This window comes from uncultured Reyranella sp. (genome assembly GCF_945957355.1).
Classification (GTDB): domain Bacteria; phylum Pseudomonadota; class Alphaproteobacteria; order Reyranellales; family Reyranellaceae; genus Reyranella.
The window spans coordinates 18,069-42,335 of the sequence record NZ_CAMFKM010000001.1; the positions used below are offsets into that span (position 1 = coordinate 18,069).

Here is a 24,267-nt window from a genome sequence, read left to right on the forward strand (position 1 = left end):
TCCGTATCCTTCAGCGGGCGGGTTTCGGAGTGGGAGCGGACATCGATGCGCCCTTGCGCTCGACGTCGAACAGCAGGCCGCCCCGGCGGGTGTAGAAGAACCAGGTGGCGAAGATGCAAGTGAGGTAAAAGGCCAGGAAGCCGTAGAGCGCACCCGACGCACTGCCGGTCATCGCGATCGACGATCCGAAGCTCTTGGGAATGAAGAAGGCGCCATAGGCTGCGATCGCCGACGTGAAGCCGATGATGGCGGCCGACTCCTTGTCGGACTGCATGCGCCGGGTGTCGGCGGATGCATTTGGCATCAGCCGTTCCATGTCCTTGCGCATGATCGCCGGGATCATCTGGAAGGTCGACGCATTGCCGACGCCGCTCGCGAAGAAGAGCAGCAGGAACATCGCGAAGAACCCGGCGAAGTTCTTCTCGCCGAGGAAGTGCACGACCCCCAGTGCTCCCAGCGCCATGACGACGAACACCCAGAAGGTGACGCGGCCACCTCCCCAGCGATCGGCGACCCAGCCGGTCAGCGAGCGCGACAGCGCGCCGACCAGTGGCCCGAGGAAGGCGTACTGAAGGGCGTTGATCTCGGGGAACTGCGTCTTGGCGAGCAGCGGAAATCCCGCCGAGTAACCGATGAATGAACCGAAGGTGCCGGTATAGAGCCAGCACATGATCCAGTTGTGCCGGCGCTGGAAGATCACCGACTGCTCGGCGAACGAGGCCCTGGCCGACGCGATGTCGTTCATGCCGAACCAAGCAGCGAACGCCGAGGCGGCGATGAACGGGGCCCAGATGAATCCGGCATTCTGCAGCCAGAGCCTGGTCGTGCCGCTCGCCTCCCGGGCGACCTGGGCATCGCCCCCGAGCCAGCCGAACACGCCGGTCGTGATGACGACCGGAACGATGAACTGCACGACGCTGACGCCCAGGTTGCCGAGACCGGCATTGAGGGCAAGGGCGTTGCCCTTCTCCGCCTTGGGGAAGAAGAACGAGATGTTGGACATCGACGAGGCGAAGTTGCCGCCGCCGAACCCGCAGAGCAGCGCCAGGACCAGGAAGATCCAGTAGGGCGTCGCCGGATTCTGCACGGCATAGCCAACGCCGATCGCCGGGATCATCAGCGACCAGGTCGCGAGTGTCGTCCACAGCCGCCCACCGAAGATCGGCACGGTGAAGGAGTAGAAGATTCGCAGCGTCGCTCCGGAGACGCCGGGCAGCGCCGCCAGCCAGAACAGCTGGTCGGTCGTGTATTGGAAGCCGATCGCCGGCAGCTTGGCGACGACCACCGACCACACCATCCAGACCGCGAACGACAACAGCAGGGCTGGGATCGAAATCGCGAGATTGCGGCGCGCGATCCGCCGGCCGGTCTGCTCCCAGAAGGTCTTGTCTTCCGGCCGCCAGTCCTCAAGCGTCTTGCCCGACAGCTTGCCGACATGCTCGGGACGGTGGATTTCCTGCATCTCGGGCAGCTGAGGCAGCCTGTCGAGTGCCTCACCGACCGCCTGCCGCTCCATGGCGCGGATCGCGAAATGCATCCAGGCAAGGGAGCCGGCAGCGACCAGGAACAGCAACATGAAGCAGCTGGTCCACACGCCGGTCAGGTCGTTCATCACACCGAAGAGGATCGGCAGGATGAAACCGCCGAGGCCGCCGACCAGGCCGACCACACCACCGACCGCACCGACATGGCTGGGATAATAGACGGGGATGTGCTTGTAGACGGCAGCCTTGCCCAGGCTCATGAAGAAGCCGAGCACGAATATCGCAACAGTGAATGGCAGCAGCCCCATCTCCATGGTGAAGGAGATCGGACCCTGGATGCCCTTGACGATATATTCGGTCGGGGGATAGGCGAGAACGAAGCAGGCCACGACTGACACGCCGAAGGTCCAGTACATGACGCGCCGCGCGCCATGCTTGTCGCTCAGCACGCCACCGTAGATCCGGAACAGACTCGCCGGCACCGAGTAGGCCGCGGCGATCATGCCGGCGGTGGTGATGGTGAGACCATAGACACCGATCAGGTAGCGCGGCAGCCACAGCGCCAGAGCAACGTATCCGCCGAAGACAAAGAAGTAGTAGAGCGAGAAGCGCCACACCTGGAGGTTCTTGAGGGGTGCAAGCATCGCCGCCATCGACTCGGGCTTGACACCGCTCCTGCGCCGCGCCTTGAGTTGAGGATCGTCCTTCGTGGTGAACCAGAACAGGATCGCCATGACGACCAAGGCGGCCGCCCAGATGTCGGCGACCGTCTTCCAGCCGTAGGCCACCATTATGAACGGCGCAACGAACTTGGTTACCGAGGCGCCGACATTGCCCGCGCCGAAGATGCCGAGGGCGGTCCCCTGCCGCTCCTTTTCGTACCAGCGCGAGACGTAGGCGACGCCGACCGCGAAAGAGCCGCCGGCGATGCCGACGCCCAGCGCCGCCAGAAGAAAGGTCTGAAAGTCGTAGGCAAAGGAGAGAAGCCAGGTGGCGACGGCCGCGGCCAGCATGACGACGGTAAAGACGACGCGGCCGCCATACTGGTCCGTCCACACCCCGAGGAGCAGCCGGATCAGCGCGCCCGTCAGGATCGGAGTGCCGACCAACAGGCCGAACTGGGTGTCGTTGAGGCCCAGATCCTTCTTTATCTGTACGCCGATGATCGAGAAGATCGTCCAGACGGCAAAGCACACCGTGAAGGCGATGGTGCTCATGCCGAGGGCCATGCCCCGCCCTTCTAGAGGGGCCTGTTGAACACTCGCCGATCGTTGCATTGATGCTCCCCTGCGCGTCGCACATCGACAGCGCAGATCGAGGGTCGGAGCGGGGAGCAACAGACTGCTTGATTTGAATCAAGCCGGAGGCCGGCATCGATTCTTTTGGGCTGTTTTTTATCTTTTGCGAATAGACATAGATAACATTTGGTAACACTTGAGCCTGCGCTGGATTGAGCCAGATCAACGACGCTTGCCATCTGGCAGCGCAACGATGTCGCGCGCAGGAGGCACAACCACATCATGCGTACAACCGATTTGCCGCTGATTCGTCGCTCCAGATTGTTCGCCCAGGTGGGAGAGATCGATCTCGCGGCGATGTTGACTACCTGCTTCGTCCAGACACTTCCCGCCGGCGCGGCCCTCTGTCACCAGGGCGAGAAGGCGGAGTTTCTCCATATAGTTCTGTCTGGTCGTGTCGGCTTGTTTGGCTCGGCTGGCCACGACGAGGCGTTGGTGGAATTCTTCGGGCCGGGCGACGCCTTCATCGTGCCGGCGGTAGTGCTCGACGCGCCTTACCTGTTGACCGCGCGAATTCTAGAAGAGGGGCGCATCCTGATGTGGCCTGCTGCAGCGTTCCGTGCCCAGTTGCGGGCCACGGGCAGCTTAGCCTTCGGAGCGGTGCTGCTACTGTCAGGTTACTGGCGTACACTCATAGGGCAGATCAAGGATCTGAAGCTACTTTCCGCAATAGAGCGGCTTTCGGCTTTCCTTCTCGCTTTGGCGCCACGCGAGACCGGCCCCGTCACGGTAACGCTGCCGGGAGGCCGGCGCCTCGTTACCGGCCGGCTAGGCATCACACCGCAGAGCCTATCGCGCGCCTTCGCCGCGTTACGTCCTCTCGGCATCAGCGGTGGAGGCCGCCAGGTGACGATCGTCGATCCCGGACGCCTGCGCGAATTCGCCGGCGCCCGCGCCTTGAAGGGCCCGGATGGAGGGGCCTGATATTGGATGCGCTTGAGAAGGACCAACCATGGCTGCGATCCCTCGACTGAAGCCCTATGCTGGACCCGCTCTACTTTCCTACGGCTTCCGCCCCTTCTTCCTCCTGGGGTCGATCTGGGCAGGCTTCGAAGTGCTGGCGTGGCTGCCGATGTTCTACGGCGAATTGTCGTTCGCGACGGCCCTCTCGCCGCGTGACTGGCATGTCCACGAATTGCTGTTCGGCTCTGTATCAGCCATCGTCGCAGGCTTCCTGCTGACGGCCATCCCCAATTGGACCGGGCGGCTGCCGCTGCAGGGGTTGCCGCTGGCAGGGTTGGTGCTGGTCTGGCTTGCAGGCCGCGGCGCCATCACCATGTCCGCCAGTATAGGTTGGCTCGGTGCGACGGTCGTGGACTGCGCTTTCCTGGTCCTCATGGCGGCCGCGGTGGCACGCGAGATCTTGGCTGGCAAGAACTGGAAAAATCTCAAGATAGTCGCCCTTCTATCCCTGCTCGCAGCCGGGAATTTGGGCTTTCATCTAGAGGCGCATTTCGGGGGCATCGCGCTCTATTCATCCCGCCTCGGCATCGCGACGGTGCTCATTCTGATCATGGTGATCGGCGGCCGCATCATTCCAAGCTTCACGCGCAACTGGCTGATCAGGCGTGAACCCGGCCGGCTCCCGGTCCCCTTCGGACGTTTCGATATCGCCTGCATCACCCTGAGCAGCGCGGCGCTCGCACTATGGGTCGTCATGCCCGAAGAAGCACCAACCGGCGTCACCCTAGTCTCCGCTGCCGCTCTCAATGTCGTCCGACTCTGCCGCTGGGCCGGTGACCGCAGCTTCTCGGACAGGCTTGTCCTGGTACTGCATGTTGGCTACGCATTCGTTCCACTGGGTTTCCTGCTTGCAGGCCTCTCCGCCTTCGGCATCACGGCGCCAAGTGCGGGCATCCACGCCTGGACGGCCGGCGCCTTCGGCATCATGACACTTGCTGTCATGAGTCGCGCGAGCCTAGGCCACACCGGAAGGCCGCTTGTTGCCTCATCCGCCCTGCAGGCAGTCTACGCCTTCGCATTCATAGCCGCGCTCGCGCGCCTCGGCTCGATCATGGCACCTAACCATATCAGCCTGCTTCTCGCTGTTGCGGCGATGGCCTGGGCGGCCGCCTTCCTCGGCTTTGCCGTGCTCTACTTCCCCATTTTCTGGCTTCCACGCGCCCCCCAAATCAGATCAAATCTCATTCCGCGACTGGCGAAATGACGGTGGCCATGGGAGCCCACCTCTTGGTCCTCGCTGTCGCGTCACGACGATCTGGCTTCGGGCCTCGACGAAGTCGTAGGATCAGGCATGGGTGGGCCGCTTCGCCCGCAGACGGGTGCAGGAACTATCGTTGAGCCGCAGGCGGTCCCGTTTGGGCTACTTATGGGGAACTTGAGCCCCTCGCGCCGTCAGATCCGCTCGACCCGCTCGTTGTTGACCTGCCAGCCCGCCTGCCGCGGACATTACGCTTCTCCTATTCGCGGGCCGGCGAAAGCACGGGGTCACGCGTCGCGATTGCCCGCACCGATTGACCGGCCGGATGGTCAGTGGACTGCATGTTGAGGTTGCGCCGCACCACTTGCTGTCCGGCCTGTTTCAGCGTGTCGCCCGCACCACTGCGCAGGCACGGACGATATCGCCATCGTTCTGGTCCGACCCGAGCTCGGCGCCGACCGCGAGGACGGTCGAGAGAAGTACCGCGTTAAACAGCGAGCCCAATGATGATCGACGCCGTCTTCCAGACCAGCCTGCCCGCTGGCATCCGCTCCGGGTTGTCGTTCGAGCATGATCGAATAGCCGTTGCGGCAGAAGCAGCCGCGTCCAGGCCAGAAGAATACGTGACTGCCCGAAGCTGACTTTGCTGTCGAAGACGTCGATCAGCCATGCCCCCTGAGGTCGCGTTGGGCCGCACAACGAGGCTCAGGCCATGGTCGTCGGTAATCGTGCCGTCATTGTACCCGGCCTTCCGCGTGTCCCCGCAGTGTACCCGAAGGAGCCGGATTCTCGCGGACGGTCGCGAACAGTGCCGAACGCCAATAAACGTTCAAAGCTTGATCTTACGAGGGTTCTGAGCAATCGGCGAACGAGCGCGGACAACTAAGAACTAGGCCGGATGGAAAATGGTGCCCCGAGACGGAATCGCATTTTCTTCTATCTGACTGAAGAATCGTGCTTTTTTTAAAGAACATTTCCGAGTGTATCCACCAATGTACCCAGCGCTTCACAACGATGCGGCGAGTGGCGGTGCGGACCGGACGGACGAGTTTGATTTCTTAAGAGTCCCCAGGCGTCGGAGCGTTGCCCCCGAAGGCAGAGATCGTGACTTCGAATCTCGCCGAGTCCATCAATATTTGTTGTAACCCTACGGTAAACCCCGCGGAAGGCTGGTCCTCAGGAAGCGGGCGGGAGTAGAGCTTTGAAGTCGGCCAGCAGCTGGCGGAGGTATTCAACACCGGACGGCGTGAAGGCGGTGACGCTGGTGTCTTCATCGAGATCGACGATGAAGAGACGACCATCCTCGGGTTCCATGCCGATCGCCAGCTCTTCGAGCATGGCCGCGTCCTCGCCCAGAATGTCGGCAACCTTGGCAATGGTGAATACGTAGCTCGGGGCAGCCATGGTCAGGCGGCGTTGAGGATAGCTTTCTGGGGCGCCCAATGCCAAGGCAGCAGCTCATCGAGCCTGACGATGGGATGCTCGGCAATGCGCGCCAACACGTCGGCCAGCCAAGCCTGGGGATCGACGTCGTTGAGCTTGGCGGTCACGATCAGGCTGTAGAGAAGTGCGGCGCGCTCGCCACCACGATCGGAGCCAGCAAACAGCCAGGCCTTGCGGCCCAGCGCCAGGCCGCGCAACGCCCGCTCGGCGGCGTTGTTGGTGAGACAGATGCGGCCGTCCTCGAGGAAGCGGGTGAATGACGTCCAGCGCTTGAGCATGGCCAGCTGAGCACCGCTGATCGCCACCACGCCGCCCACCGGTGCCGGCCAGATGAAGCGCCCACGCTCCAGCCGCTTGATGTACAGCGCCATCCCCAGTCCGTCAGCCCACAGCACCTTCAGCAGGTGCCCGCGCTTGCCGCGGAATACAAAAAGATCACCGCCGTTCGGATTGAGCTTCAGAACCTGCTGCACCTGCAGCGCCAGGCTGTTCATGCCGCGCCGCACGTCGGTCGGGCCGCTCGCCAGCCACACCCGCACTCCGGCCGGCACCGCGATCATCAGCGCCGTTCCAGCACATCCAGCACCCGGCTCAGCGCCGCCGCATCGACGCCAACGTCGACGATGATCCGACGTCCGCTCGTCGCCACGATCTCCATCCGGCTCGACGGCGATGGCGATACCGTTCTCTCCGGCACAACGACTGCCGGAACAAACCTTGACGCCCCTGCCGCCTGAACACCGAACCGGCGCCGCCACGTCGCCAGCAACGATCGCGCTATCCCGTAACGCCGCGCCGTCACCAAGCCCAGGCGCGGGCCGCTTAGGCTCTCCATCACGATCCGCAGCTTCTCTTCTTCCGTCCAGCGACGACGACGGCCGGTCTCAACCACCTCGAGCCGCATCACTTCAGGGCTGTCCTTAACGCTTGCCATAAGGACAGTCTCTTAGACCACTGCCCAAACCCGACAAGGCGGCCTTCGCCGAAGGGTTACTATTTGTTGGGGTCGAGGCCACTGGAAACAGGGCCCGGTCACACTGATGTTGCAGTGGGGCTGGATCGATGGCGACTTTCCGTAAACGCAAAGGTAAGTGGCAGGTACATGTCAGGCGACAGGGACAGCCTGCCGCGCCAGGCCTGCCGGACTTCGATCGCCGGCGATAAGCGGGTCAAGGTGTCGATCACCGTCAAAGCGCGGATCTTGCGCCCGTCGAACAGTTGATCGTGCACGAAGTCCATGGCCCACACCTCATTGGGCGCTGCCGCAGACGAACGACCCTCGCGGGACTTCCCCTTGACCCGGCGCCTGGGCGATTTGTTGCGCAATTGGAGGTTCTCTTCGGGGTGCAGGCGCCACACCCGCTTGGCGTTGACCTGCCAGCCCTCACGCCGCAGAAGCACGTGGATGCGGCGATAGCCGTAGCGCACGCGATTCCGTGCAATCTCCTTGATGCGCCTGATGAGAGCGGCCTGACCGGTCCGTCGCGAGCGGTAGTGGTAGGTTGATCGCTCCACCGGCAAGGCACGACAGGCGTGACGGATGCTGACCTGCCAGGCAACACGCACGTGAATGACCATCTGCCGCTCCCGGCCACGCCTCAGATTTTGCGCCGGATGACGTCCTGCAGCATCTCCTTGTCCAGGCTGAGATCGGCCACCAGCTTCTTCAGCCGCTGGTTCTCCTCCTCGAGCTGCTTCAAACGCTGCGCCATTACGGAGCGATCGAACTAACGGCGTTGCGCAGGACGATATGGCTAAGGGTGCCGATGGCTCCCGTCGGCCCTATGTGGTGCCGAGCAGTTCCGATGTGACGGTTGGGCGACAGAGTTTGAATGTACATTCGACATAAGCCTGTCGTCGCACCCCTGCGCTCAACCGTTGCATGACGCGCGATGCTGCGACAATCGTCACTCGGATCCAATCGTTGCGCGCATTCCATTTGCTGGCAGCAACGCTGCCTGTCCACATGGGACGCTGCATCAAAGAGATTCCGACGACGTGGTGACCGCCAACCTGCGGCCATTCACTGGCCTAAGCATAGGCTGAGGATGCTGCTTCAGCCCTCAGCGGTTTGCTCATTCCAGAGTGGCAGTATGCCACGGCCGTGGTGGCTAGGGTCGAGACTCATTAAATCCACCATACGATAGCAGCGGCGAGGCAGACTGAGGCGAGGAAGTTTCGAGCTAACCTGTCGTATCAGGTGAAGATGCGTCGGAAGTCCTTGAGACGTCCGAAGGCATTCTCAATGCGGTGTCGTTGCTTGTAGGATTTTCTGTCGAAGCTGAAGGCCTGCTTTGGATTCGACCTGTTGGGCACAACCGACTTGGTGCCGCGCTTTTCTAACCACTGCCGCAGTTCTGCGTTGTCGTAGGCTTTGTCGCCGAGCAGCTTGGCGGCGGCCGTGGTGCGACGGATCCGACGCCGAGCCGGCGGACAATCGTGGGCCTCGCCACCGGTCAGAAGGATGGAAAGAAGATGGCCCTTAGCATCTGCCAGTGCGTGGATCTTCGTATTGCGCCCTCCTCGTGAGCGGCCAATCGCCTGTTTCGCCCCCCCCTTTCGGGCGCCCAACGCCGAGCGGTGGGAATTTGACATGCGTGCTGTCGATCATTTGCGTCGCCGTCGACCGACCGCGCTGGGCAAGCTCCTTGAACAACTTCGCCCCTCCGCTCGGCCCACCGGGCGAAGCGGTTGTAGACCATCGTGTATGGGCCGTATTCAGGCGGACAATCCTTCCAACGACAGCCACTCTTCAGCAGATGCAGGATGGCGCTGATCACCCGTCGATCGTCGACACGCTCCTTGCCTCGCACGTCGCTTGGCATATGCGGTTCGATCCGTGACCACTGCTCGTCGTCCAGCCAGAACAGATTGCTTCGCATCCTCTGTGCTCCTTGCCAGCACAGAATCATTATGCGTTTCTCTCCTCAAAAACTATATTGGGTTTCGATCCTAGATGTTTGGGCCAGCGCTATGCCTGAAACAGGCGCACGCTTGCTATTGCCACGATGATCATGCCCCAATGCCGCAGAGCGCATCCGCACGCTACTGAGCGATCAACTATTAAGGCAACGTCACCACTTGCCTCAAAACCGACGACGACTGCAATTATTTCTCGCTGCGCCAAAATGAAGACCGCAAGAGCTTCTCATGAAGTCTGACGCCGAACGTCGTTGCGACAAGCGCCAACGTGCGACAACGTCAGATCCGCAGACACGGACCTGAGAATGTTGGCCAATCTTCTGGCAGAAGACGAGTCCAATATTGGACACCAACCGGTCATATTCGTGGTGGTTGCCGATGCAATCGCAACACACCTTCGGCGAGACCCTTGGCATAAATCGTGCTGTCACAATCGCACTTGCCTTCTCTCTATTCCCGCGTGGAGATTGATGTGGCTCAAACGCTAGGGCCATCTCCTGAAATATGAAGGAGGCATTGATGTGAGTGGCAAACTCGTAAAGGAGATGAGGGACATGAAACTCGGAGGAATTTTCTCGTTAGGTCTTGCGATGGTCACCGCTGCATGCGGTCCTATGTCCACTGGGCAGGTCAAGGACCTCAACGTGAAGGACTGGGTCGGCCATAGCTCGGCCCATCTCATCCAGTCGTGGGGCAAGCCGCATCACGACGATCCGACCTCTGACGGCGGTCGCGCCATCGGGTATGTGATTACCAATCAGGCAGTGACGGGGCCGAAGTCGCAGGTCATTTTTCGAGCACAACGCTGCATGATCAACTTCACAGTCGATGCCAACGGCATCATCGATGATGCCACGGCGACCGGTTCCAAGTGCACGATCGGCCCGCACGGCGACATGCATCCGCCTGCCAGCAAGACCTGATTGCTCAAGCGACATTGCTGTCCCCGCCGCAGGCACCAACGCAAGGAGCGTCAGCATTGACGGTCCCCCTTCGTTGTCTTGCGGGCTTTTGTCCGGCCTGGAACACCGTGATTCATCGCGGTAGAATTCAGGTTGCGGCGCTCATGCACCCTTGGTTCCTATACCATCCGACACCTCGGATATCGGTCCAGGTATCCGTCTGGTGACAAAGATGGCATTTTTTGACCTAGGCATGAGGTTGGCCGGCTAGATGTTTACTCCCGGCATTTGCTGGAGCGGGTTGAGGGTGAATCGGTCTGGCTCTTTCGCCCGGAGCTTGCAGATGTACTCGTAGGTCGTGCGGTCTTTGAGGGTCTTGAGGCGTTTGGCGAAGTTGTAGGCGGTAACGAAGTCGGCGAGATGGCTGCGAAGCTGATCGTGGGTCTCGTAGTAGAATCGTTTGACCGTTGCCTCTTTGATCGTTCGGTTCACGCGTTAGATCTGGCCGTTGGTCCAGGGGTGCTTGGGTTTGGTAGGGCGATGGTCGATGTCAGCCTGGGCGCACGTGTATACGAAGGCGTGAGCGCGGAAGGGCTCCCCACGAGCAATCAACTCCTTGATCTCCGCTGCCGTCCAACTCGTGCCCCGGGGATCGGTGAAGTGCAAACCGTTGTCGGTGAGCACTGTATGGATCTTGTGGGGAACAGCGGCGATCAGGTGCAGCAGGAACTCTCTCGATACGGCCGTAGTGGCCTTCTCGTGCAGCTCGGTGAAGGCGAACTTTGAAGTCCGGTCGATGGCCACGAAGTGGTAGAGCCATCCCTCCTGGCTGCGCACTTCGGTGATATCGATGTGGAAGTAACCGATGGGATAGGCCTTGCACTTGCGCTTCCTGGCCTTGCCGTCTTGGACGTCCGGCGGCCGCGAGATGCCGTGGCGCTGGAGACAGCGGTGCAAGGACGAATGGGTCAGGTGCGGTATCGTGGCCTGAAGGGCGTAGCGGCAATCATCTAGTGGCAAGAGCGTTTGCTTGCGGAACGCGAAGATGATCGCCTCGTCCTCGATCGAAAGCACTGTCGACTTCGCGTCCTTCGGCCCCGTCTTCAGATCAGCGACGGAATCCCGCTTTCTCCACTTGGCGACAGTCTTGGGATTGATGCTGTATCGCTCGACGGATCGCCTCTGTCGTTGTGGCGCAGCCGTGAAGAACCTGTCTCATAGCGCATCCCTCAAATCGGCCGACAAGGGAGCACTATCAAATCCCGGGCTCAAACATCTAGGCAGACGCCTCTCCAGGATGGCGGCAGAAACCACAAGCACAGCGTCAAGCTTCTTTGCCAGTCGCTCAAGGCGTTGCGCAACGTTCACCGCGTCGCCGACGACGGTGAACTCATAGTGTTGACCGCTTTCGAGCACACCCGCCGTCTTTAGACCAATGTGAACTGAGACGATATTGACCTGACAGATTGCGCCACACCGGGTGTCGCGTAGGGAGGGGCCGAAGGCCCCGAGTGCAGCGACGCCCGGTGTGGCCACGCCGCTCTCGGCCGGGGTTAGGATGGTGTTGTGAAGCACATCCAACCTTGAACGGAGAACGACATGACCACGGAGAAGAAGGTAGCACGGCGCAAGCTCACTTTGCTCGAGCTTGCCGGCCAACTTGGCAATGTCAGCAAGGCCTGCCGCATCGTCGGCTACAGCCGCCAGCAGTTCTACGAGATCCGGCGCAACTTCCAGACCTACGGCGCCGACGGCCTGCTCGACAGGATCGCCGGCCCGCGCAACCCGCACCCCAACCGGGTCGGCGAGGACGTCGAGAAGGCGATCCTCGACCATTGCCTGGCCCATCCCTGCCACGGCGCCCTGCGAGTCGCCGGCGAACTGGCGCTGGCTGGCATCCAGGTCTCGTCGAGCGGGGTGCGCGGCGTGTGGAGCCGCCACGGCCTGCTTGGCAAGCACGACCGCTTGATGCGACTGGAGAAGGCCTCGGCCGACCGCGTCGTGCAGCTCAACGAAGAGCAGGTCGCCGCGCTCGAACGCTTCAGCCCCGAGTTCCGCGAACGCCACATCGAGGCCCACTACAGCGGCGATCTGGTGGCCGTCGATACCTTCTTCGTAGGTCACCTGAAAGCGATCGGCAAGGTCTACCTGCAGACCGCCATCGACTGCTGCTCACGCTTCGCCTGGGGCCGGCTCTACACCAACAAGATGCCGCTGACTGCCGTGCATCTGCTCAACACCGATGTTGTGCCCTTCTTCGAGGAATACGGCGTGCCCATCAAGACCGTATTGTCGGACAATGGCCGAGAGTTCTGCGGACGGCCCGACCGCCATCCCTACGAGCTGTACCTTCAACTCGAAGGCATCGAGCAGCGCAAGACCAAGGTCCGGCGCCCACAATCCAACGGCATCGTCGAGCGCTTCCATCGCACGCTACTCGACGAGCACTTCCGCATCGAAGGGCGCAGGACCTGGTTCGAGACCGTCGAGCAGATGCAGGAGGCGCTCGACGCCTACCTCGTCACCTACAATACCGCGCGGCCGCATCAGGGCCGTGGCATGAACGGCCGCACACCCGGACGGGCCTTCGTTGATCGCATCCCCGCAAACAACAACCCGAAGGAGGACAACCAGCAGAACATCGATCAGACTGAAGCCGCCTGACTACCGGTCAGGGCGCGGCAACTGTCAGCCGATTACCGTCCCAGAACAACCAATGTAAAGTCCGATGGCAGCATCAAGTGCAGGCTTAGCCTCCTCTCGCCTCTGTCGTTTCCTCCGGATGAGCGACGACGCGCCAGCGCCGGCCGCAGCCGACGTCGGCATCGCCATGGGCACCGGCACCGACGGCGCGATCGAGAGTGCCGGCGTCACCCTGCTCAAGGGAGCTCTCATGGCGATCGTCAAGGCGCGGCGTTTGTCCCAGGCGACCATGCGCAACATCCGGCAGAACCTGTCTTTCGCCTTTGTTTACAACGCCGCCGGCGTGCCGATCGCGGCCGACGTGCTGTATCCGCTCTTCGGCATCTTGCTGTCGCCTATCATCGCGGCAACAGCCATGGCGCTGAGCTCGCTGAGTGTCATCGGCAATGCGCTTCGGTTGCGCACCCTGCATCTGTAAGGGCGAGGAGATCCCGCCGCCATGAACTCATTCGAGGTCGTGTCGACGGGAGATGCACGCGCCACAATGGTCCAGGTCTTGCTTTCAAGATTGCAACGATCATTGAAGTCGTGGGCGTGGGGGCCATCGTCATCGCGGCAGTTGCGTCGACTAACGTTTTCGCCAAGGCGGGGGTGAGGAGTGGCTGGAATGGCGCGATGCCGAGCTATCTGGCTGATCTCGGCCGCGGCATATTGCTGGGGCTGGAGTTCCTCGTAGCGGCCGATATCCTCGTAGCGGCCGATATCATCGGAACCGTCGCCCTGGCACCGACCTTTCACAGTCTCGGCGTGTTGGGGTTGATCATCACAATACGAACCTTCTTGAGCTTTTCGCTCGAAGTCGAGATCGAAGGACGATGGCCATGGAAGCGCACTGAATAGGTTCTCCAAACACCAACGGGGCAAGAAGCCCGACGCCGCGATTTGAGAGCTCGAGGCAGCCGCAACCGCACATCGTTGATCCAGATCAAGGAAAACCGGGCCGACAGGGCCTAGGTTTAGCATGGTCTTTTTATGCAACAGTCGATGATACTGGCTTGCTCTCGGCTTCTGACGCATAGTCGAAGCGCCATCAGTTGTGTGCCGTTCGGCCAACCCTGAACCACGCGGATGTGGAATGCGCGTTTTGGGCATAGTCTTCGTAGCCTTGATATGCGCACTCGCCTTTGGTGGTGCGGCGTCGGCTCATTCGCCTGTTCATCATGAGCAGCGAGCTGCTCCTACCCACGCGGATCATTCCGTCCAGGGCGACGCCTCGCGATCCACACACGCAGTTGGACCGCGAGAGCGAGCAGCGGCTGCCTTGGCATTCACAGCCTTGGCTCTGCCACGGGACATCGGTAGTCCGAACGAAATTTCATCGGATGTCGATCTTAGCGGCGACTGCTGCGGGGTCGCTTGCCATGCCGCAATCGGCGGCAGAACCTACGACAGTCGAACATGGCACTTGCCACTCAGCGCAATTATCACCGTAGCGCCATCGCTGCACGGCTCAAAGCAAGGTCGGCTAGAGAGACCTCCGCGCATCTTCTGATCCAGTCGTCGTCGTGAAAGGCAGAAGCTCGGCGGCCCTTTAGGCCACCGGGGCGGCAATTCGCGTACGACCATCTGAGGGACGACACGGATCTGACGATTCGTGCGCCTTCACGTTCGCGCTTCTCTCTCTTCTTGATCACGGCATAGCTATGAAATCCCAACCGTGCCTGAGCCATGACGCTCTTCCATGCGCTTGCCCAGAGCCGCCTATCAGTCAACTTCGCCGTCGCGAGCTTGAGACCAAACCTTGTCCCGTTAGCGACCCTTCTGGGCCGATGGGGGACAAGACACTCGGTCCGGCGAGCGGGATTGACCACTTGGGCGATGTCCCTGCTAGACGCGCGTACGTCAATGATCCGTTGGCAAAGCTTTGTGTCCAGTTTCCGCATATGAGGTACTCAGCAGGCCGCCCCCTGTTCCGCCAGGGGGATGCAGCGGATGCAATCTTTTACATCGGCTACGGCCAAGTGCACCGGTTGGTGACGACCGAGAAGGGCGATGACCGGCTTGTCGCGATTCTCGGCCCCGGTGCTTTTTGTGGCGAGGAATGCCTCGCGAATAAGCCGTATCGCACCACGTCAGCCGTTGTCGTTGAAGACGCTGAAATCGCGAGGATCGAGAGGAGCTTGATGCCCAACTTGCTCCGGGAGTGGCCAGACCTCGCCGGCGCTTTTACAGCATTCCTGGTTGCGCACAGCCTCGAAACCGAAGCCGCCTTGATCGACCAGCTCGTCGGATCGGCCGAACAGCGTTTGGCGCGCGTACTGCTCAAACTTGCCAACGTCGGCAACGGGAGTCGCGACTTCGGCATCACATCGAACGTCAAGCAGGAGATGCTGGCAAATCTCATCGGCTCAACGCGCCCAAGAGTGAACTACTTCCTGAACAAGTTCAGGCGTCTCAACCTAATCGAATACGGAGGCCACCTGCCGCCCGGCACAATAAAGGTGCATACTCGTTTGAGACGAATGGGCGAAATAGATTGAGATGCCGACGCGTTCGATTGCGTCGCCTCATTGGCGACGAAGCCAGCACTAGTCCTGCGCCAGACGCCCCGGGCCACTGACGCGAGGTCATTGCACGCATGGTTCCGAGTCTCAAATTGGACAGCGCGAACCGCACGCTTGGCCCAAGGTTTTGCTGAAGGAGATTTGCCATGACGAATCGTTGGACACCTGCCTTAGCAATTGCCGCGAGTGCGGTAGGATTCATGATGTTGACTCAAGTCACCTGGGCGCAGTCAACCGATGCCACGAAAAGCCAGCACATGCGGGGCGGGACGCAACCCGGACCCGGGACGCACGGCCACTCCTCTTCGCCTAAGCCGGGTGAAACGAAGGAGATTCAACAGCAGCAGCACACCATGCCGGCCACGCCTAACCATTCGAGTGGACCAGCTACCGGCAAGCCTACTCAGTAGGCCGGGGCCCCCTCCTGACGGGACTGCCGCAACACTTCCGCTCCGATAAGGCGAGGTACAGAGGCGCGCCCGCGGGCAAATGAAGCGCCAAACCGGCTCTACGAGGAGAGAGACAAGCATCGCTGGTGGACCGGTAAGGCGTGTGTCTTCCTGGCGCAATTGCTTAGCCCCAGCCAAGGCCGCGCCCTTCTTCTTGTGCCGCTCCTTGTAGCCTTGACGACTCACCAATCGTGTCGGCCGCTAAGTCCGTTACTTCCTTTGGCGTGCGCTGTGTGATTCCACGAACAAGATACCGAAGGCTGCGACGAGCAGGCCCAAGAAGGTAGAGGTTTCAATATCCTCTCCGAAGAACAGTGCGCCGTAGCCCAGTGCGATGAACGGCGTCAAGAAAGTGAAGGCATTGCCTTCATGCAGCGGGACGCGGCTCCGGAGTACAAACAATAGGCACCGAACCAGGGCTGTGCCAACCAAGGCAAGACCGAGCCGGCTTCCAACAAAACTGTAGGACCACACAACGGCCAGCGGATCTTCGACAACAACAGCGGCAACACTCAACGGCATGAAGCCGAAAAGACACTGTGCAGACGTAGCCACGATCGGATCAACGTTGCCAGCGACTTTGCGAGTGAGGACATTGCCAGTTGCGACACCTGTGGCTGCAATCACGAGGTACGAAAAGCCTAGAGAGAAGTCGGTGGAGCGACCGCCCACCCAAGGTGGGATGGCAATAACGAGAACGCCCCCAAAACCGCGCATCAGACCGATGACCTGAAGGGAAGTCGGCCTCTCCGCCCGGAGCGGATATGCCAATAGAGCGGCAATGAACGGCCGCACGTGAGTAATCGTGGTCGCCATACCAGGCGAAACAAACTCGGAACCTCTGAACATTCCCAGGTAGCCAAAGCTTATCGTTCCGACGCCGATGAGCGCGAGATATGCCCACGTACGCGGTTCACGAGGTATCGGGCGACCAAAGCGGATCGCAACTCCAGCCAATACTGCGCCAGCAACCAATGCTCTTAGGGCGGCGAAAGTCAAATGCGGAGCACTGCTCGCACCCATGAAAATGAGCGGATAGCAGAGGGCCTCCAATGCTGCAACGATGGTAAGACCAAACCTGTCCAACGTTGAGGTGGAATGGCTCATGCGACGCAAGTCATCTTGCCCTCTAAGACCCATGGAGCGCGGAGCATGTGCTGCACGCGACCTCGCCCGGCTTCAGGTAAAATCAATGGTTGTCGATAAAGGGATCTGGGCTTCAGTTGGCGAGCGCCTCCCCTCCCTCCGGCGATCGTCAGACACCCGACAAGCGGCGAACCTGCGAATCCGACTCAGCGACGATCGTCGTCATAGCGATAGCGGTGATCGGCCGGATGGCGCACTTCCGGAAGCCTGAGCCAAGCTCTTACGAGATCCATTCGCAGCATGGCTTCATGGTCTTTGTCCTCTTCGCACAAGCGGAGCGCCAGCCGTAGTTGGCCGCGCATATACCAGACCTCGAGCGGTGTATGGACGTGATCGGGCGGCTCGGGCTTGCCTGGCACGGCGATGGATCGCCACTCTGATACCAAGTCATCAAGCGCCTTGCGGCATGTGTCAGTGGCCCGTGCAATACCAGGCAGGGCGATAGTCGCAATGACCAAGACTCCGAGGCATATCGCGCTGCTGATGCCTTTCCTGCCCGGATGTCCCGATTGTCGCTCATTCTTCATCGTTCGCAGTCCGGCGAGAGGGTACGAAAAAGAGTCTCGATAGCCGCGGGACAAAGCCAGGAACGTCGCGTCGATAGCGTTCATACAGACTGCCGAATTCGGCGGCGGCAGCCCGCTCCTCGACGCGAGCCAAGCGCACATACATGAAGACGAGTACGGGGAACATCCCCAGAGTCAACAAGGTCGGCCACTGAAGCAGGAAGCCATACATCACAAGGATGAAGCCGACGTATTGGGGATGACGCATGTATCCATAAACGCCAGTCGTGACCAGCTGGTGCTGTCGTTGGCCCTGATAGAGCGCCTTCCAGCCTACTGATATCAGCAAGAAGCCCGCACCGATGAAGAGGAAGCTCAACACGTGGAACCGGCCGGCGTGTGGATTAGCCTGCCAGCCAAACATCATCTCGAGAAGATGACCGGCGTCGTGGGAGAACCAGTCGACATTAGGGAATCGACTCTGCAACCGGCCTGACAAGACGTAGATCGTCAGCGGAAAGCCATACATTTCGGCGAACAGGGCAACCAAGAAGGCACTGAAGGCGCCAAAGGAACGCCAGTCTCGCCCTGTATGCGGCTTGAAAAAGGTGAAGGCGAATTCGATGAAGATCACCGAGTTGACGATGACCAGAGACCTGAGCCCACAGGCAGGAGAGTGATCTTGCAAGATCGCCTTCGTCATCAGTCGGGATGGGTTTCGTCAAGCCGATCATCAGCGTTGCGTCGCTGCCCGCCGTGACCGCCGTGCCCATAATGCATGAAGAGATGCATCACAAGACACAGCAAGAGAACGAGGAAGGGCAGAACACCTAGAACGTGCGCTCGGTGTTCGGTAAGCAGGAGAAAGCCGCCTGCAGCGAGGAAGCCGATCAGCACCCACGGGAACGGTTGACGCCACCAAGCTGGCTTATTTGTATGATCCACTTGTCGGTCGGCCCCTCTGTGTTGATCGAGGCGCGCCGCCAGAAGTCGTTGGGCGCTTCGAGCGTGGCCCCTTCTGAGGAACGCGTGCACTGGCGCGCGCTGTAGATCCGCGAATGGCTGGGCGTCTTGCCATTGACCATGGTAGATGAGCCGCAAGTCGGGGGCTTGTGAGAATGCAGGAGCCCGTGATTGTTAAACAGCGGACCAAGGTTCCGAAACCACCAACGAAATACGGTTTGAGCGATGAGGGATGAACCTTACTGGTAGTTCACCCTTCGCTGATATCCAATTTGGGACATCGCCAGAGGTATTCGCTTGAGCGCAACAATGCGAAGCGTCGAGCCCTCTTCTCTTTTCCGTATGTCCACTCCCCTAGTGATGTTTGTACCAGCCCACCCCCCTGATGTCGTTCCAAGCATCAGTTTGATGGCAGAGATAGCATTGCTCGACCCGGGCATGCTCTTGGCCCGCCACCTTCTTCGAGACCATCTCGAAGTGACCCATGTAATGACTGGGCGGAGCTTGATGGCACTGCGCGCACTCGGTCGAACTGGGCGACGGGTGTTTGAAGCCGGCCACATTCCACGTCACCGTCGAATGGCAGGCAGCGCACTCCTTACCGAACAGGTCGCGGTGCGGACTGCGGTTGCTGTGACAGGCGAAGCAATCGAGCGTGCCCAGGTCAGTGGACGCGTGACCCGACAGTGGCGCAAACCAGGGAGACGGTTGGTTCACAAGCCTCGAGCGCCCAATTGCGATCAGAGCATCGTGGTCCATGCGGGTCGGACGGACTTCACCCAAATGCTCGACGTGGCATGTCGCACAGGTCTGAATGGTCGCGTGAAAGGCCGTCGATTCGCGGGCGAGCGTCGTAGCGTCGGCCGCATGACATGAGATGCAGGCTGCGGCTTCCGCGCCCTTGACCGGCGTATGGCACGCCTCGCACTGATTGGAGAGAAAGGCATGCTTGGTTGAAAGGGCGCCCGGCCTCACCAATGTGGCCCAGTGAGGCAAGCTGGCCGATCCCTTACGATAGACGGTACCGACAGCTATGATAGAGCTGGCGACAGTCGCCGTTACAAGCGATAGGTAAATAAGCGCCTTCCATTTCATGGAAGCCACCGCAGCCCATAATAGATGCCCCCGCCGATATGCAGCAACAGGAGCCCGTACATTAGAATCGACGCGACGATGTGGACGACAATCCATCGACCGGCGATACGTTTGGCGGTGTCGCGCATCCCGAGCGAGTATTCGATGTCTGCAATCGCATCGACGAGTGTCAGGATAGGGACATCCGGTGCGGCTGCGCCGACAGTGGCTTGGCGCCCGAGGTGAAGCGCGATGCGATCATAGGCCGTGCGTAACGTCCCGAGCAGCGCCTGCTGCCGGCGTACTTCCGTCCCGAGATGTGCAAGATAGTAACGGCCGATAAAGCCCGTCCCGATCACAATCACAATATCCGCAATCAGCGCGATGCCCAGGCCGCTTTGATATTTGTGTCCCGAATGCAGGATGGCAATCAGGGATGCTAGAAGCCCGCCGTAGATGTGGAAGCTAAGAAGGCGGCCCAGCGAAACATGCCGCGTCACGCGAACTTTCAGCCAACCGATGTACTTGACGGCGGGGTAGACGAGCGCCAGCAGCATGAAAGTTGCTGCCATGATCCCCAGTACTCCGCCGGCCAGGCTGCCCGCAAAGCGCGGCGAAACGTGCAAGAGATAGCCAGGCGCAAGGAAGAGCAGCAGTGTTCCGAGCGCCAGGACGACAACTCGCTCTTTGTCGCCCATGTCAGGCGTCGACCGTGATGTCGCCCAGAGAATGGGCTTGGCAGGCGAGTATTATCCCGGACGCCTTATCGTCGTCCGTCAGCGCGTTTTGAACCTCCATAGCAACCTGACCAGCCAGCAACTTGGTCTTGCAGAGGCCACAGGTCCCTACGCGGCAGGAATAGTCGATCGGCACGCCGATCGACTCCGCCACCTCAAGGACCGTCTTGTCGGGCGGGAGAGGCGCTGATTTGTGAGACCGGTCGAAGGAGATGGTCGCCGTCGCCGGACCCGCCACCGGTATGGATTCCATCAACGGAGGTGTGGCAGCCTCGACCCGCTCGACAAGCTCCGTCACCATCAAAGGTGGCGGTGGGGGCGGCAGAGGACGCGGCGGCGGCACGGCCCCGGTGGCCGGACCAAAAGCTTCAGTCTTGACCTGGTTGGCTGGCACACCCAATTCGCTCAGGATGCGCCGTATAGCCTCCATCATGGGCGGTGGACCGCACAGGTGCACGCGTCGACTTTCTAGTGAAGGTACTGCATGGGCGAGTGCGTCCTTCGTTATCTGGCCTTCCAAGCCCATCCATGCTGATCCTTCCGACCTCGCGCCGACCGACGCCACAACATGAAGCTTGGGATGACGGCACTGCAGGTACTCGAGCTCTTCACGGAAGATCAGCTCGTCGGTGTTCCGTGCAGCAAGGATCAGGAAGATCTCGCCTGGCCAGCTCATGTCCGTCAGATAGCGGATCACGCACATCATGGGCGTGATACCGACGCCGCCGGCGATCAGGACGATACTTTCGGCGTTTCCCCCATCGAAGGTGAACACACCCGAGGGGCCACGAAGCTGCAGCACGCTGCCAGGCACGACGCTGTCGTGCAGGAAGCGTGAATACGCCCCCTCCTCCTCGCGCTTGACGGTGACCTCCACGTACGAGGTCCGTGTTGGTGGCGAGGCGATCGTGTAGGATCGGCGCACCAGTCTGCCGTCGATCTGCGCTGAGAAAGTCAAGAACTGGCCGGGGGCATAGGAGAACGGGATAGCGCCACCTCCTGGCTCAACCAGCCGGAAGGTCTTTACGAGAGGTGTTTCACGAACAATGCTGGCGACGCGCAGCGTTCCGGACCATGTCGATATAGACGTTGGAGGCGATGGTAGCGGAGGTGACTGCTGGACCTTTGTCGACGGCGGTGGTGGAGGGGATACCGCTGGAGTCGTGGGCGTAGGGGAGGCAGAGATCGGTACGGGCGCACGACCCTGCGCTGGTTGGGGGCCGGCTGGTCGAGTCAAACGATTGACCAAAGCAAGCGAGCGATGTCGACGCCCAACACCGACGACAAGCATCGTCAGCGCGAACAGCAGTACCACCGTCATGGAGACGATGTGGAACCAAGACAGGTTGAGCGGTCCAACCTCTTCTTGTACTGGCGAGGTCGGCCGAGCGAGATTCATCTGGTCACGGAACCAGCTCAAGGCAATCTCGTGGGGCGGACTCCCCTCTGCGAGCGCACGCAACGCTGATGTGCCGCTCTCGATCTCTGCCAACGCAGCACGCTGGCGAGACAAGGCGGCTGACATTGCGGCCGCGTCATTATTCATCGCAGCGCGGTGATAATCGTCCTGCCCCTGTACGAGTGCCGCGTTGCCGGCGACAATTCGGGCTCGCGCGTCCGTCTCTATCTTGAGACGGGCTTCCGGGGTCATGACCGGCAACTCCATCAGCTGGGGATAGAGCTGCTTTCTGGGTGGGCCGCCCATCATCGTGCCCATCATCTCCATGCCGCCGGCGGATGATGGTGCCGGTTGGCCGGCAGACGGAGCGGACGGCGTCTGACCGGGATGATGCTCGGAATGGGAATCTGCGGGCTGTGCAGCAGCGGGAGCTGCACCTCCAAAAACGGCTACCGCCAGAAGCATCAAGCCACGGCGCATCGCCTTATTGCGGGCCGGCGGATATTCACTCTTCACCGCTGCTTCCCAATATTACTCGATGTTCTTGACACACCTTTGCTGGACGCTCTGCACGCGTTGCCCCTTCAACAGATTGACGAGCGACGTTGACTTCAGGATGAACAACCCTGCCCCGCATGGTTACAAGCATCCTTGCCTACTGCCCGACCTTTTCCGCATCGGTTCTGCGTCTATTGATCAACGAGGCGAATTGCGCTGTCCAATTTGAGACACATATGCAGATTTCTAGCGTGATCTGCCGCCTGCCGGGCCCTCAATGGCGCCCCCTCAATCTGCTCGACCTGGGACTGTCGCGATCGCTTAGGGCATCAAGCTTGGCGAGTTCACTCCCACCGCAATAGCCTCGGCCCCTGAGATGTCCGGCGCAGAAACGGGCGGCCTATTGCTTTGCCGCATGTCCCTGTACGAGCCCGCCGCAAAATTCGCGCACGTGTCCCAAATGGGACAGCGTGATCAGCCTCGTCGGCCGAATACTTTCAAATGCATCGCAACGAGGCACGGCACGGCCAGAAGGCTGGCTCTAGAGGGGGATTGACGTGAAAGCACGCCGACCGCCCGGAACCGCTCAAACACATATTGCTACGTCACTGGCCACGAACGGCATTGCCTCAACTTAGAGGACGCCCGACTGCCCCGCGTTCCGCGCCGCTGCGAAAGAGCAGGCAACCACGTAGCTGACAAACTGGCTTTCAGAAGAAAGGAACTCCCATGACACGTATGAACTTCTTGTCTGCTGCAAGCCTAGCGACGATGGCGACCATCGTACTTGCCCCGGCGATCGGTTCTTCGCAGACCCTCGATCCGACAAAGACCGTCGTTGCGCAGATGATGGACGACGATAAGGGCATGAAGGGTATGAAGGGCCAAGGCGGGCAAGGCCAGGGCATGCAGAGCCAGGGAAAGAGCATGGGCATGGAAGGCCATAACATGGGAGGCTCGGGCATGCAGAACATGCAGACACCTGGTGATTGCTCTGGCGGACAGTGCGGAGCGATGCAAGGTCCTGGCGTGCAGGGTCAAGTGGCTGGGCCAATGGGACCCGGAGCCATGATGGGCCCCCAGATGATGCAGATGATGATGCAAACCCGCATGATGGATCTGCCCACGGACCACATCGACGGTCGCATCGCCTACCTTCATGCTGAGCTGAAGATCACCGAACCGCAGATGCCGGCATGGACCGAGTTTGCGACCGTTATGCGAACGAATGCAAAGCGCGTCGAATACGCCCAAAAAGGCCAGCCGCAGCGGACCACGACAACCGCCGCCGACCGACTGGACGATCAAGAGCGCTGGCTCACGGTGCGCCTGGAAAGCGTGAAGGCGTTGAAGTCCGCCTACGCGAAGCTCTATGCGGCACTCGACGACAAGCAGAAGAAAATCGCCAACGAACTCATCGCGCCGCACATGGGCATTCGGTAGCAAGCGAGCGCACCGTGGCCCCCCGGCGATATCGCGTCCTCGGCTGATGTAAACCCAGTATCCCCCAACCTCAGCAGGGGGCGCGATATCGTTTTCTTACCGCATTGGTGTCGCCAAAAGCCAACTAAGAGACCGTCGCTAGTCGGAAGGAGGCGGCGCCATGGGAGCCCGTCCATCGCTCTACGAAGAATTACGAAGCCAAGGTGTATCACGGCGCGGCTTCCTGAAGTTCTGTGGGTACATGAGCTCGGTGCTAGCCTTGCCGGCGGGAAGCGCGGAAGTGATTGCGCAAGCTCTTGCGTCCAAGCCCCGGCCAAGCGTGATCTGGCTGTCGGTACAAGAATGCACCGGCTGCAGCGAATCGTTGCTTCGCTCCTTCGAGCCAACTCTGGAGAGTTTGATCCTCGACTCCATCTCGTTGGTCTACCACCACGTGCTTCAATCGGCAGCCGGCGCAGCGGCGGAGGCAGCGCGCGATCGGGCGATCGAGCAGAATTGGTGCAAGTAATTCCTCATCGTCGATGGCTCAATTCCCGGAAAGGATGCGGGCGCGCGGTCAACGACCGGAGGCAAGGCAGGCCTGTCGCTGGTCCAAATGCGCGCCGGTGCAGTATCCTTATGGGAGCAGCACCTTC

Annotated in this window: 20 protein-coding genes and 5 pseudogenes; 9 read left to right on the forward strand and 16 right to left on the reverse strand. The window is 60.7% G+C overall.

The window, feature by feature from the left end; all coding sequences use genetic code 11:
- Positions 1-10: 10 nt before the first annotated feature.
- A complete protein-coding gene (locus Q0Q48_RS00085; RefSeq protein WP_295132013.1) occupies positions 11-2,713 on the reverse strand; it encodes an MFS transporter in 2,703 nt (900 codons plus the stop codon).
- Positions 2,714-3,004: 291 nt separating this feature from the next.
- Here Q0Q48_RS00085 and Q0Q48_RS00090 point away from each other — a divergent pair, with 291 nt between their 5' ends.
- Positions 3,005-3,706: a cyclic nucleotide-binding domain-containing protein gene (locus Q0Q48_RS00090; RefSeq protein WP_295132018.1), complete on the forward strand. Its 702-nt coding sequence runs from the start codon at positions 3,005-3,007 to the stop codon at positions 3,704-3,706.
- Between the two features lie 28 nt (positions 3,707-3,734).
- Positions 3,735-4,949, forward strand: coding sequence for an NnrS family protein (locus tag Q0Q48_RS00095; protein ID WP_295132021.1), 1,215 nt, complete (start codon positions 3,735-3,737; stop codon positions 4,947-4,949).
- 375 nt (positions 4,950-5,324) lie between these two features.
- On the opposite strand, the gene Q0Q48_RS00100 is transcribed toward Q0Q48_RS00095, so the two are convergent.
- The 6 genes and pseudogenes from Q0Q48_RS00100 to Q0Q48_RS00125 form a co-directional block, all read right to left on the reverse strand.
- Positions 5,325-5,642 carry a TrbI/VirB10 family protein gene (locus Q0Q48_RS00100; protein ID WP_295132023.1) on the reverse strand — a complete coding sequence of 106 codons (318 nt, stop codon included), beginning with the start codon at positions 5,640-5,642 and terminating at the stop codon, positions 5,325-5,327.
- A gap of 477 nt (positions 5,643-6,119) precedes the next feature.
- Positions 6,120-6,347, reverse strand: a complete 228-nt coding sequence (locus tag Q0Q48_RS00105) for a hypothetical protein (protein WP_295132026.1) — start codon at positions 6,345-6,347, stop codon at positions 6,120-6,122.
- A 2-nt stretch (positions 6,348-6,349) separates the two neighbouring features.
- Positions 6,350-6,946, reverse strand: a complete 597-nt coding sequence (gene tnpB / locus Q0Q48_RS00110; protein ID WP_295132029.1) for an IS66 family insertion sequence element accessory protein TnpB — start codon at positions 6,944-6,946, stop codon at positions 6,350-6,352.
- Positions 6,946-7,320: a transposase gene (locus Q0Q48_RS00115; protein WP_295132032.1), complete on the reverse strand. Its 375-nt coding sequence runs from the start codon at positions 7,318-7,320 to the stop codon at positions 6,946-6,948. Before Q0Q48_RS00115 ends, tnpB begins: the two co-directional genes overlap by 1 nt.
- Positions 7,321-7,511: 191 nt before the next feature.
- Positions 7,512-8,089, reverse strand: a pseudogene (locus Q0Q48_RS00120) (IS3 family transposase); the annotation flags it as partial.
- 424 nt (positions 8,090-8,513) lie between these two features.
- Positions 8,514-9,268, reverse strand: a pseudogene (locus Q0Q48_RS00125) (IS5 family transposase).
- Between the two features lie 594 nt (positions 9,269-9,862).
- Here Q0Q48_RS00125 and Q0Q48_RS00130 point away from each other — a divergent pair.
- Complete coding sequence (locus Q0Q48_RS00130; protein ID WP_139374054.1) at positions 9,863-10,231, forward strand: hypothetical protein; 369 nt, start codon at positions 9,863-9,865, stop codon at positions 10,229-10,231.
- Positions 10,232-10,477: 246 nt separating this feature from the next.
- On the opposite strand, the pseudogene Q0Q48_RS00135 reads toward Q0Q48_RS00130, so the two are convergent.
- Positions 10,478-11,429 (reverse strand): annotated as a pseudogene (locus Q0Q48_RS00135) (IS481 family transposase).
- Between the two features lie 68 nt (positions 11,430-11,497).
- Positions 11,498-11,629: pseudogene (locus Q0Q48_RS00140) on the reverse strand (adenylate/guanylate cyclase domain-containing protein); the annotation flags it as partial.
- Positions 11,630-11,809: 180 nt separating this feature from the next.
- On the opposite strand from Q0Q48_RS00140, the gene Q0Q48_RS00145 reads away from it, so the two are divergent.
- The 4 genes and pseudogenes from Q0Q48_RS00145 to Q0Q48_RS00160 all read left to right on the forward strand — a co-directional run bounded on the left by Q0Q48_RS00145 (position 11,810) and on the right by Q0Q48_RS00160 (position 15,393).
- On the forward strand, positions 11,810-12,874 hold the full coding sequence (locus Q0Q48_RS00145) for an IS481 family transposase (RefSeq protein WP_295132039.1): 1,065 nt from the start codon (positions 11,810-11,812) through the stop codon (positions 12,872-12,874).
- Between the two features lie 124 nt (positions 12,875-12,998).
- Positions 12,999-13,331: pseudogene (locus tag Q0Q48_RS00150) on the forward strand (haloacid dehalogenase); the annotation flags it as partial.
- Positions 13,332-13,441: 110 nt separating this feature from the next.
- Positions 13,442-13,753 carry a DUF1622 domain-containing protein gene (locus tag Q0Q48_RS00155; RefSeq protein ID WP_366915251.1) on the forward strand — a complete coding sequence of 104 codons (312 nt, stop codon included), beginning with the start codon at positions 13,442-13,444 and terminating at the stop codon, positions 13,751-13,753.
- 1,043 nt (positions 13,754-14,796) lie between these two features.
- The gene (locus Q0Q48_RS00160) at positions 14,797-15,393 is read left to right on the forward strand and encodes a Crp/Fnr family transcriptional regulator (RefSeq protein ID WP_295132042.1); all 597 of its coding nucleotides are present in this window, start codon (positions 14,797-14,799) and stop codon (positions 15,391-15,393) included.
- A gap of 683 nt (positions 15,394-16,076) precedes the next feature.
- Here Q0Q48_RS00160 and Q0Q48_RS00165 read toward each other — a convergent pair.
- The 7 genes from Q0Q48_RS00165 to Q0Q48_RS00195 all read right to left on the reverse strand — a co-directional run bounded on the left by Q0Q48_RS00165 (position 16,077) and on the right by Q0Q48_RS00195 (position 22,207).
- Positions 16,077-16,973, reverse strand: coding sequence for a DMT family transporter (locus tag Q0Q48_RS00165; RefSeq protein ID WP_295132045.1), 897 nt, complete (start codon positions 16,971-16,973; stop codon positions 16,077-16,079).
- 185 nt (positions 16,974-17,158) lie between these two features.
- Entirely contained in the window at positions 17,159-17,539 is a 381-nt protein-coding gene (locus Q0Q48_RS00170) for a hypothetical protein (RefSeq protein WP_295132048.1), read from the reverse strand.
- Positions 17,529-18,221, reverse strand: a complete 693-nt coding sequence (locus Q0Q48_RS00175; RefSeq protein ID WP_295132050.1) for an isoprenylcysteine carboxylmethyltransferase family protein — start codon at positions 18,219-18,221, stop codon at positions 17,529-17,531. Before Q0Q48_RS00175 ends, Q0Q48_RS00170 begins: the two co-directional genes overlap by 11 nt.
- Positions 18,221-18,415, reverse strand: a complete 195-nt coding sequence (locus tag Q0Q48_RS00180; RefSeq protein ID WP_295132053.1) for a DUF2933 domain-containing protein — start codon at positions 18,413-18,415, stop codon at positions 18,221-18,223. The genes Q0Q48_RS00175 and Q0Q48_RS00180 overlap by 1 nt, the downstream gene beginning before the upstream one ends.
- Before the next feature lie 420 nt (positions 18,416-18,835).
- Positions 18,836-19,576: a class III cytochrome C family protein gene (locus Q0Q48_RS00185; RefSeq protein WP_295132056.1), complete on the reverse strand. Its 741-nt coding sequence runs from the start codon at positions 19,574-19,576 to the stop codon at positions 18,836-18,838.
- Entirely contained in the window at positions 19,573-20,253 is a 681-nt protein-coding gene (locus Q0Q48_RS00190; RefSeq protein WP_085936522.1) for an iron reductase, read from the reverse strand. Before Q0Q48_RS00190 ends, Q0Q48_RS00185 begins: the two co-directional genes overlap by 4 nt.
- 1 nt (position 20,254) lies before the next feature.
- Complete coding sequence (locus Q0Q48_RS00195; RefSeq protein WP_295132064.1) at positions 20,255-22,207, reverse strand: 2Fe-2S iron-sulfur cluster-binding protein; 1,953 nt, start codon at positions 22,205-22,207, stop codon at positions 20,255-20,257.
- 711 nt (positions 22,208-22,918) lie between these two features.
- Here Q0Q48_RS00195 and Q0Q48_RS00200 point away from each other — a divergent pair.
- Complete coding sequence (locus Q0Q48_RS00200; RefSeq protein ID WP_295132067.1) at positions 22,919-23,632, forward strand: Spy/CpxP family protein refolding chaperone; 714 nt, start codon at positions 22,919-22,921, stop codon at positions 23,630-23,632.
- A 160-nt stretch (positions 23,633-23,792) separates the two neighbouring features.
- Positions 23,793-24,140, forward strand: a complete 348-nt coding sequence (locus tag Q0Q48_RS00205; protein WP_295132070.1) for a hypothetical protein — start codon at positions 23,793-23,795, stop codon at positions 24,138-24,140.
- Positions 24,141-24,267 lie beyond the last annotated feature (127 nt).

Bases quoted from the DNA above. Each gene is read 5' to 3' on its own strand.
- Q0Q48_RS00205 (WP_295132070.1), top strand. From the start codon at position 23,793: ATGGGAGCCCGTCCATCGCTCTACGAAGAATTACGAAGCCAAGGTGTA.
- Q0Q48_RS00085 (WP_295132013.1), bottom strand. From the start codon at position 2,713: ATGGCCCTCGGCATGAGCACCATCGCCTTCACGGTGTGCTTTGCCGTC.
- Q0Q48_RS00095 (WP_295132021.1), top strand. From the start codon at position 3,735: ATGGCTGCGATCCCTCGACTGAAGCCCTATGCTGGACCCGCTCTACTT.
- Q0Q48_RS00165 (WP_295132045.1), bottom strand. From the start codon at position 16,973: ATGAGCCATTCCACCTCAACGTTGGACAGGTTTGGTCTTACCATCGTT.
- Q0Q48_RS00185 (WP_295132056.1), bottom strand. From the start codon at position 19,576: ATGAAATGGAAGGCGCTTATTTACCTATCGCTTGTAACGGCGACTGTC.
- Q0Q48_RS00160 (WP_295132042.1), top strand. From the start codon at position 14,797: ATGAGGTACTCAGCAGGCCGCCCCCTGTTCCGCCAGGGGGATGCAGCG.
- Q0Q48_RS00115 (WP_295132032.1), bottom strand. From the start codon at position 7,320: ATGGCAAGCGTTAAGGACAGCCCTGAAGTGATGCGGCTCGAGGTGGTT.
- Q0Q48_RS00145 (WP_295132039.1), top strand. From the start codon at position 11,810: ATGACCACGGAGAAGAAGGTAGCACGGCGCAAGCTCACTTTGCTCGAG.
- Q0Q48_RS00175 (WP_295132050.1), bottom strand. From the start codon at position 18,221: ATGACGAAGGCGATCTTGCAAGATCACTCTCCTGCCTGTGGGCTCAGG.
- Q0Q48_RS00105 (WP_295132026.1), bottom strand. From the start codon at position 6,347: ATGGCTGCCCCGAGCTACGTATTCACCATTGCCAAGGTTGCCGACATT.
- Q0Q48_RS00170 (WP_295132048.1), bottom strand. From the start codon at position 17,539: ATGAAGAATGAGCGACAATCGGGACATCCGGGCAGGAAAGGCATCAGC.
- Q0Q48_RS00090 (WP_295132018.1), top strand. From the start codon at position 3,005: ATGCGTACAACCGATTTGCCGCTGATTCGTCGCTCCAGATTGTTCGCC.
- Q0Q48_RS00190 (WP_085936522.1), bottom strand. From the start codon at position 20,253: ATGGGCGACAAAGAGCGAGTTGTCGTCCTGGCGCTCGGAACACTGCTG.
- tnpB (WP_295132029.1), bottom strand. From the start codon at position 6,946: ATGATCGCGGTGCCGGCCGGAGTGCGGGTGTGGCTGGCGAGCGGCCCG.
- Q0Q48_RS00200 (WP_295132067.1), top strand. From the start codon at position 22,919: ATGACACGTATGAACTTCTTGTCTGCTGCAAGCCTAGCGACGATGGCG.
- Q0Q48_RS00130 (WP_139374054.1), top strand. From the start codon at position 9,863: ATGAAACTCGGAGGAATTTTCTCGTTAGGTCTTGCGATGGTCACCGCT.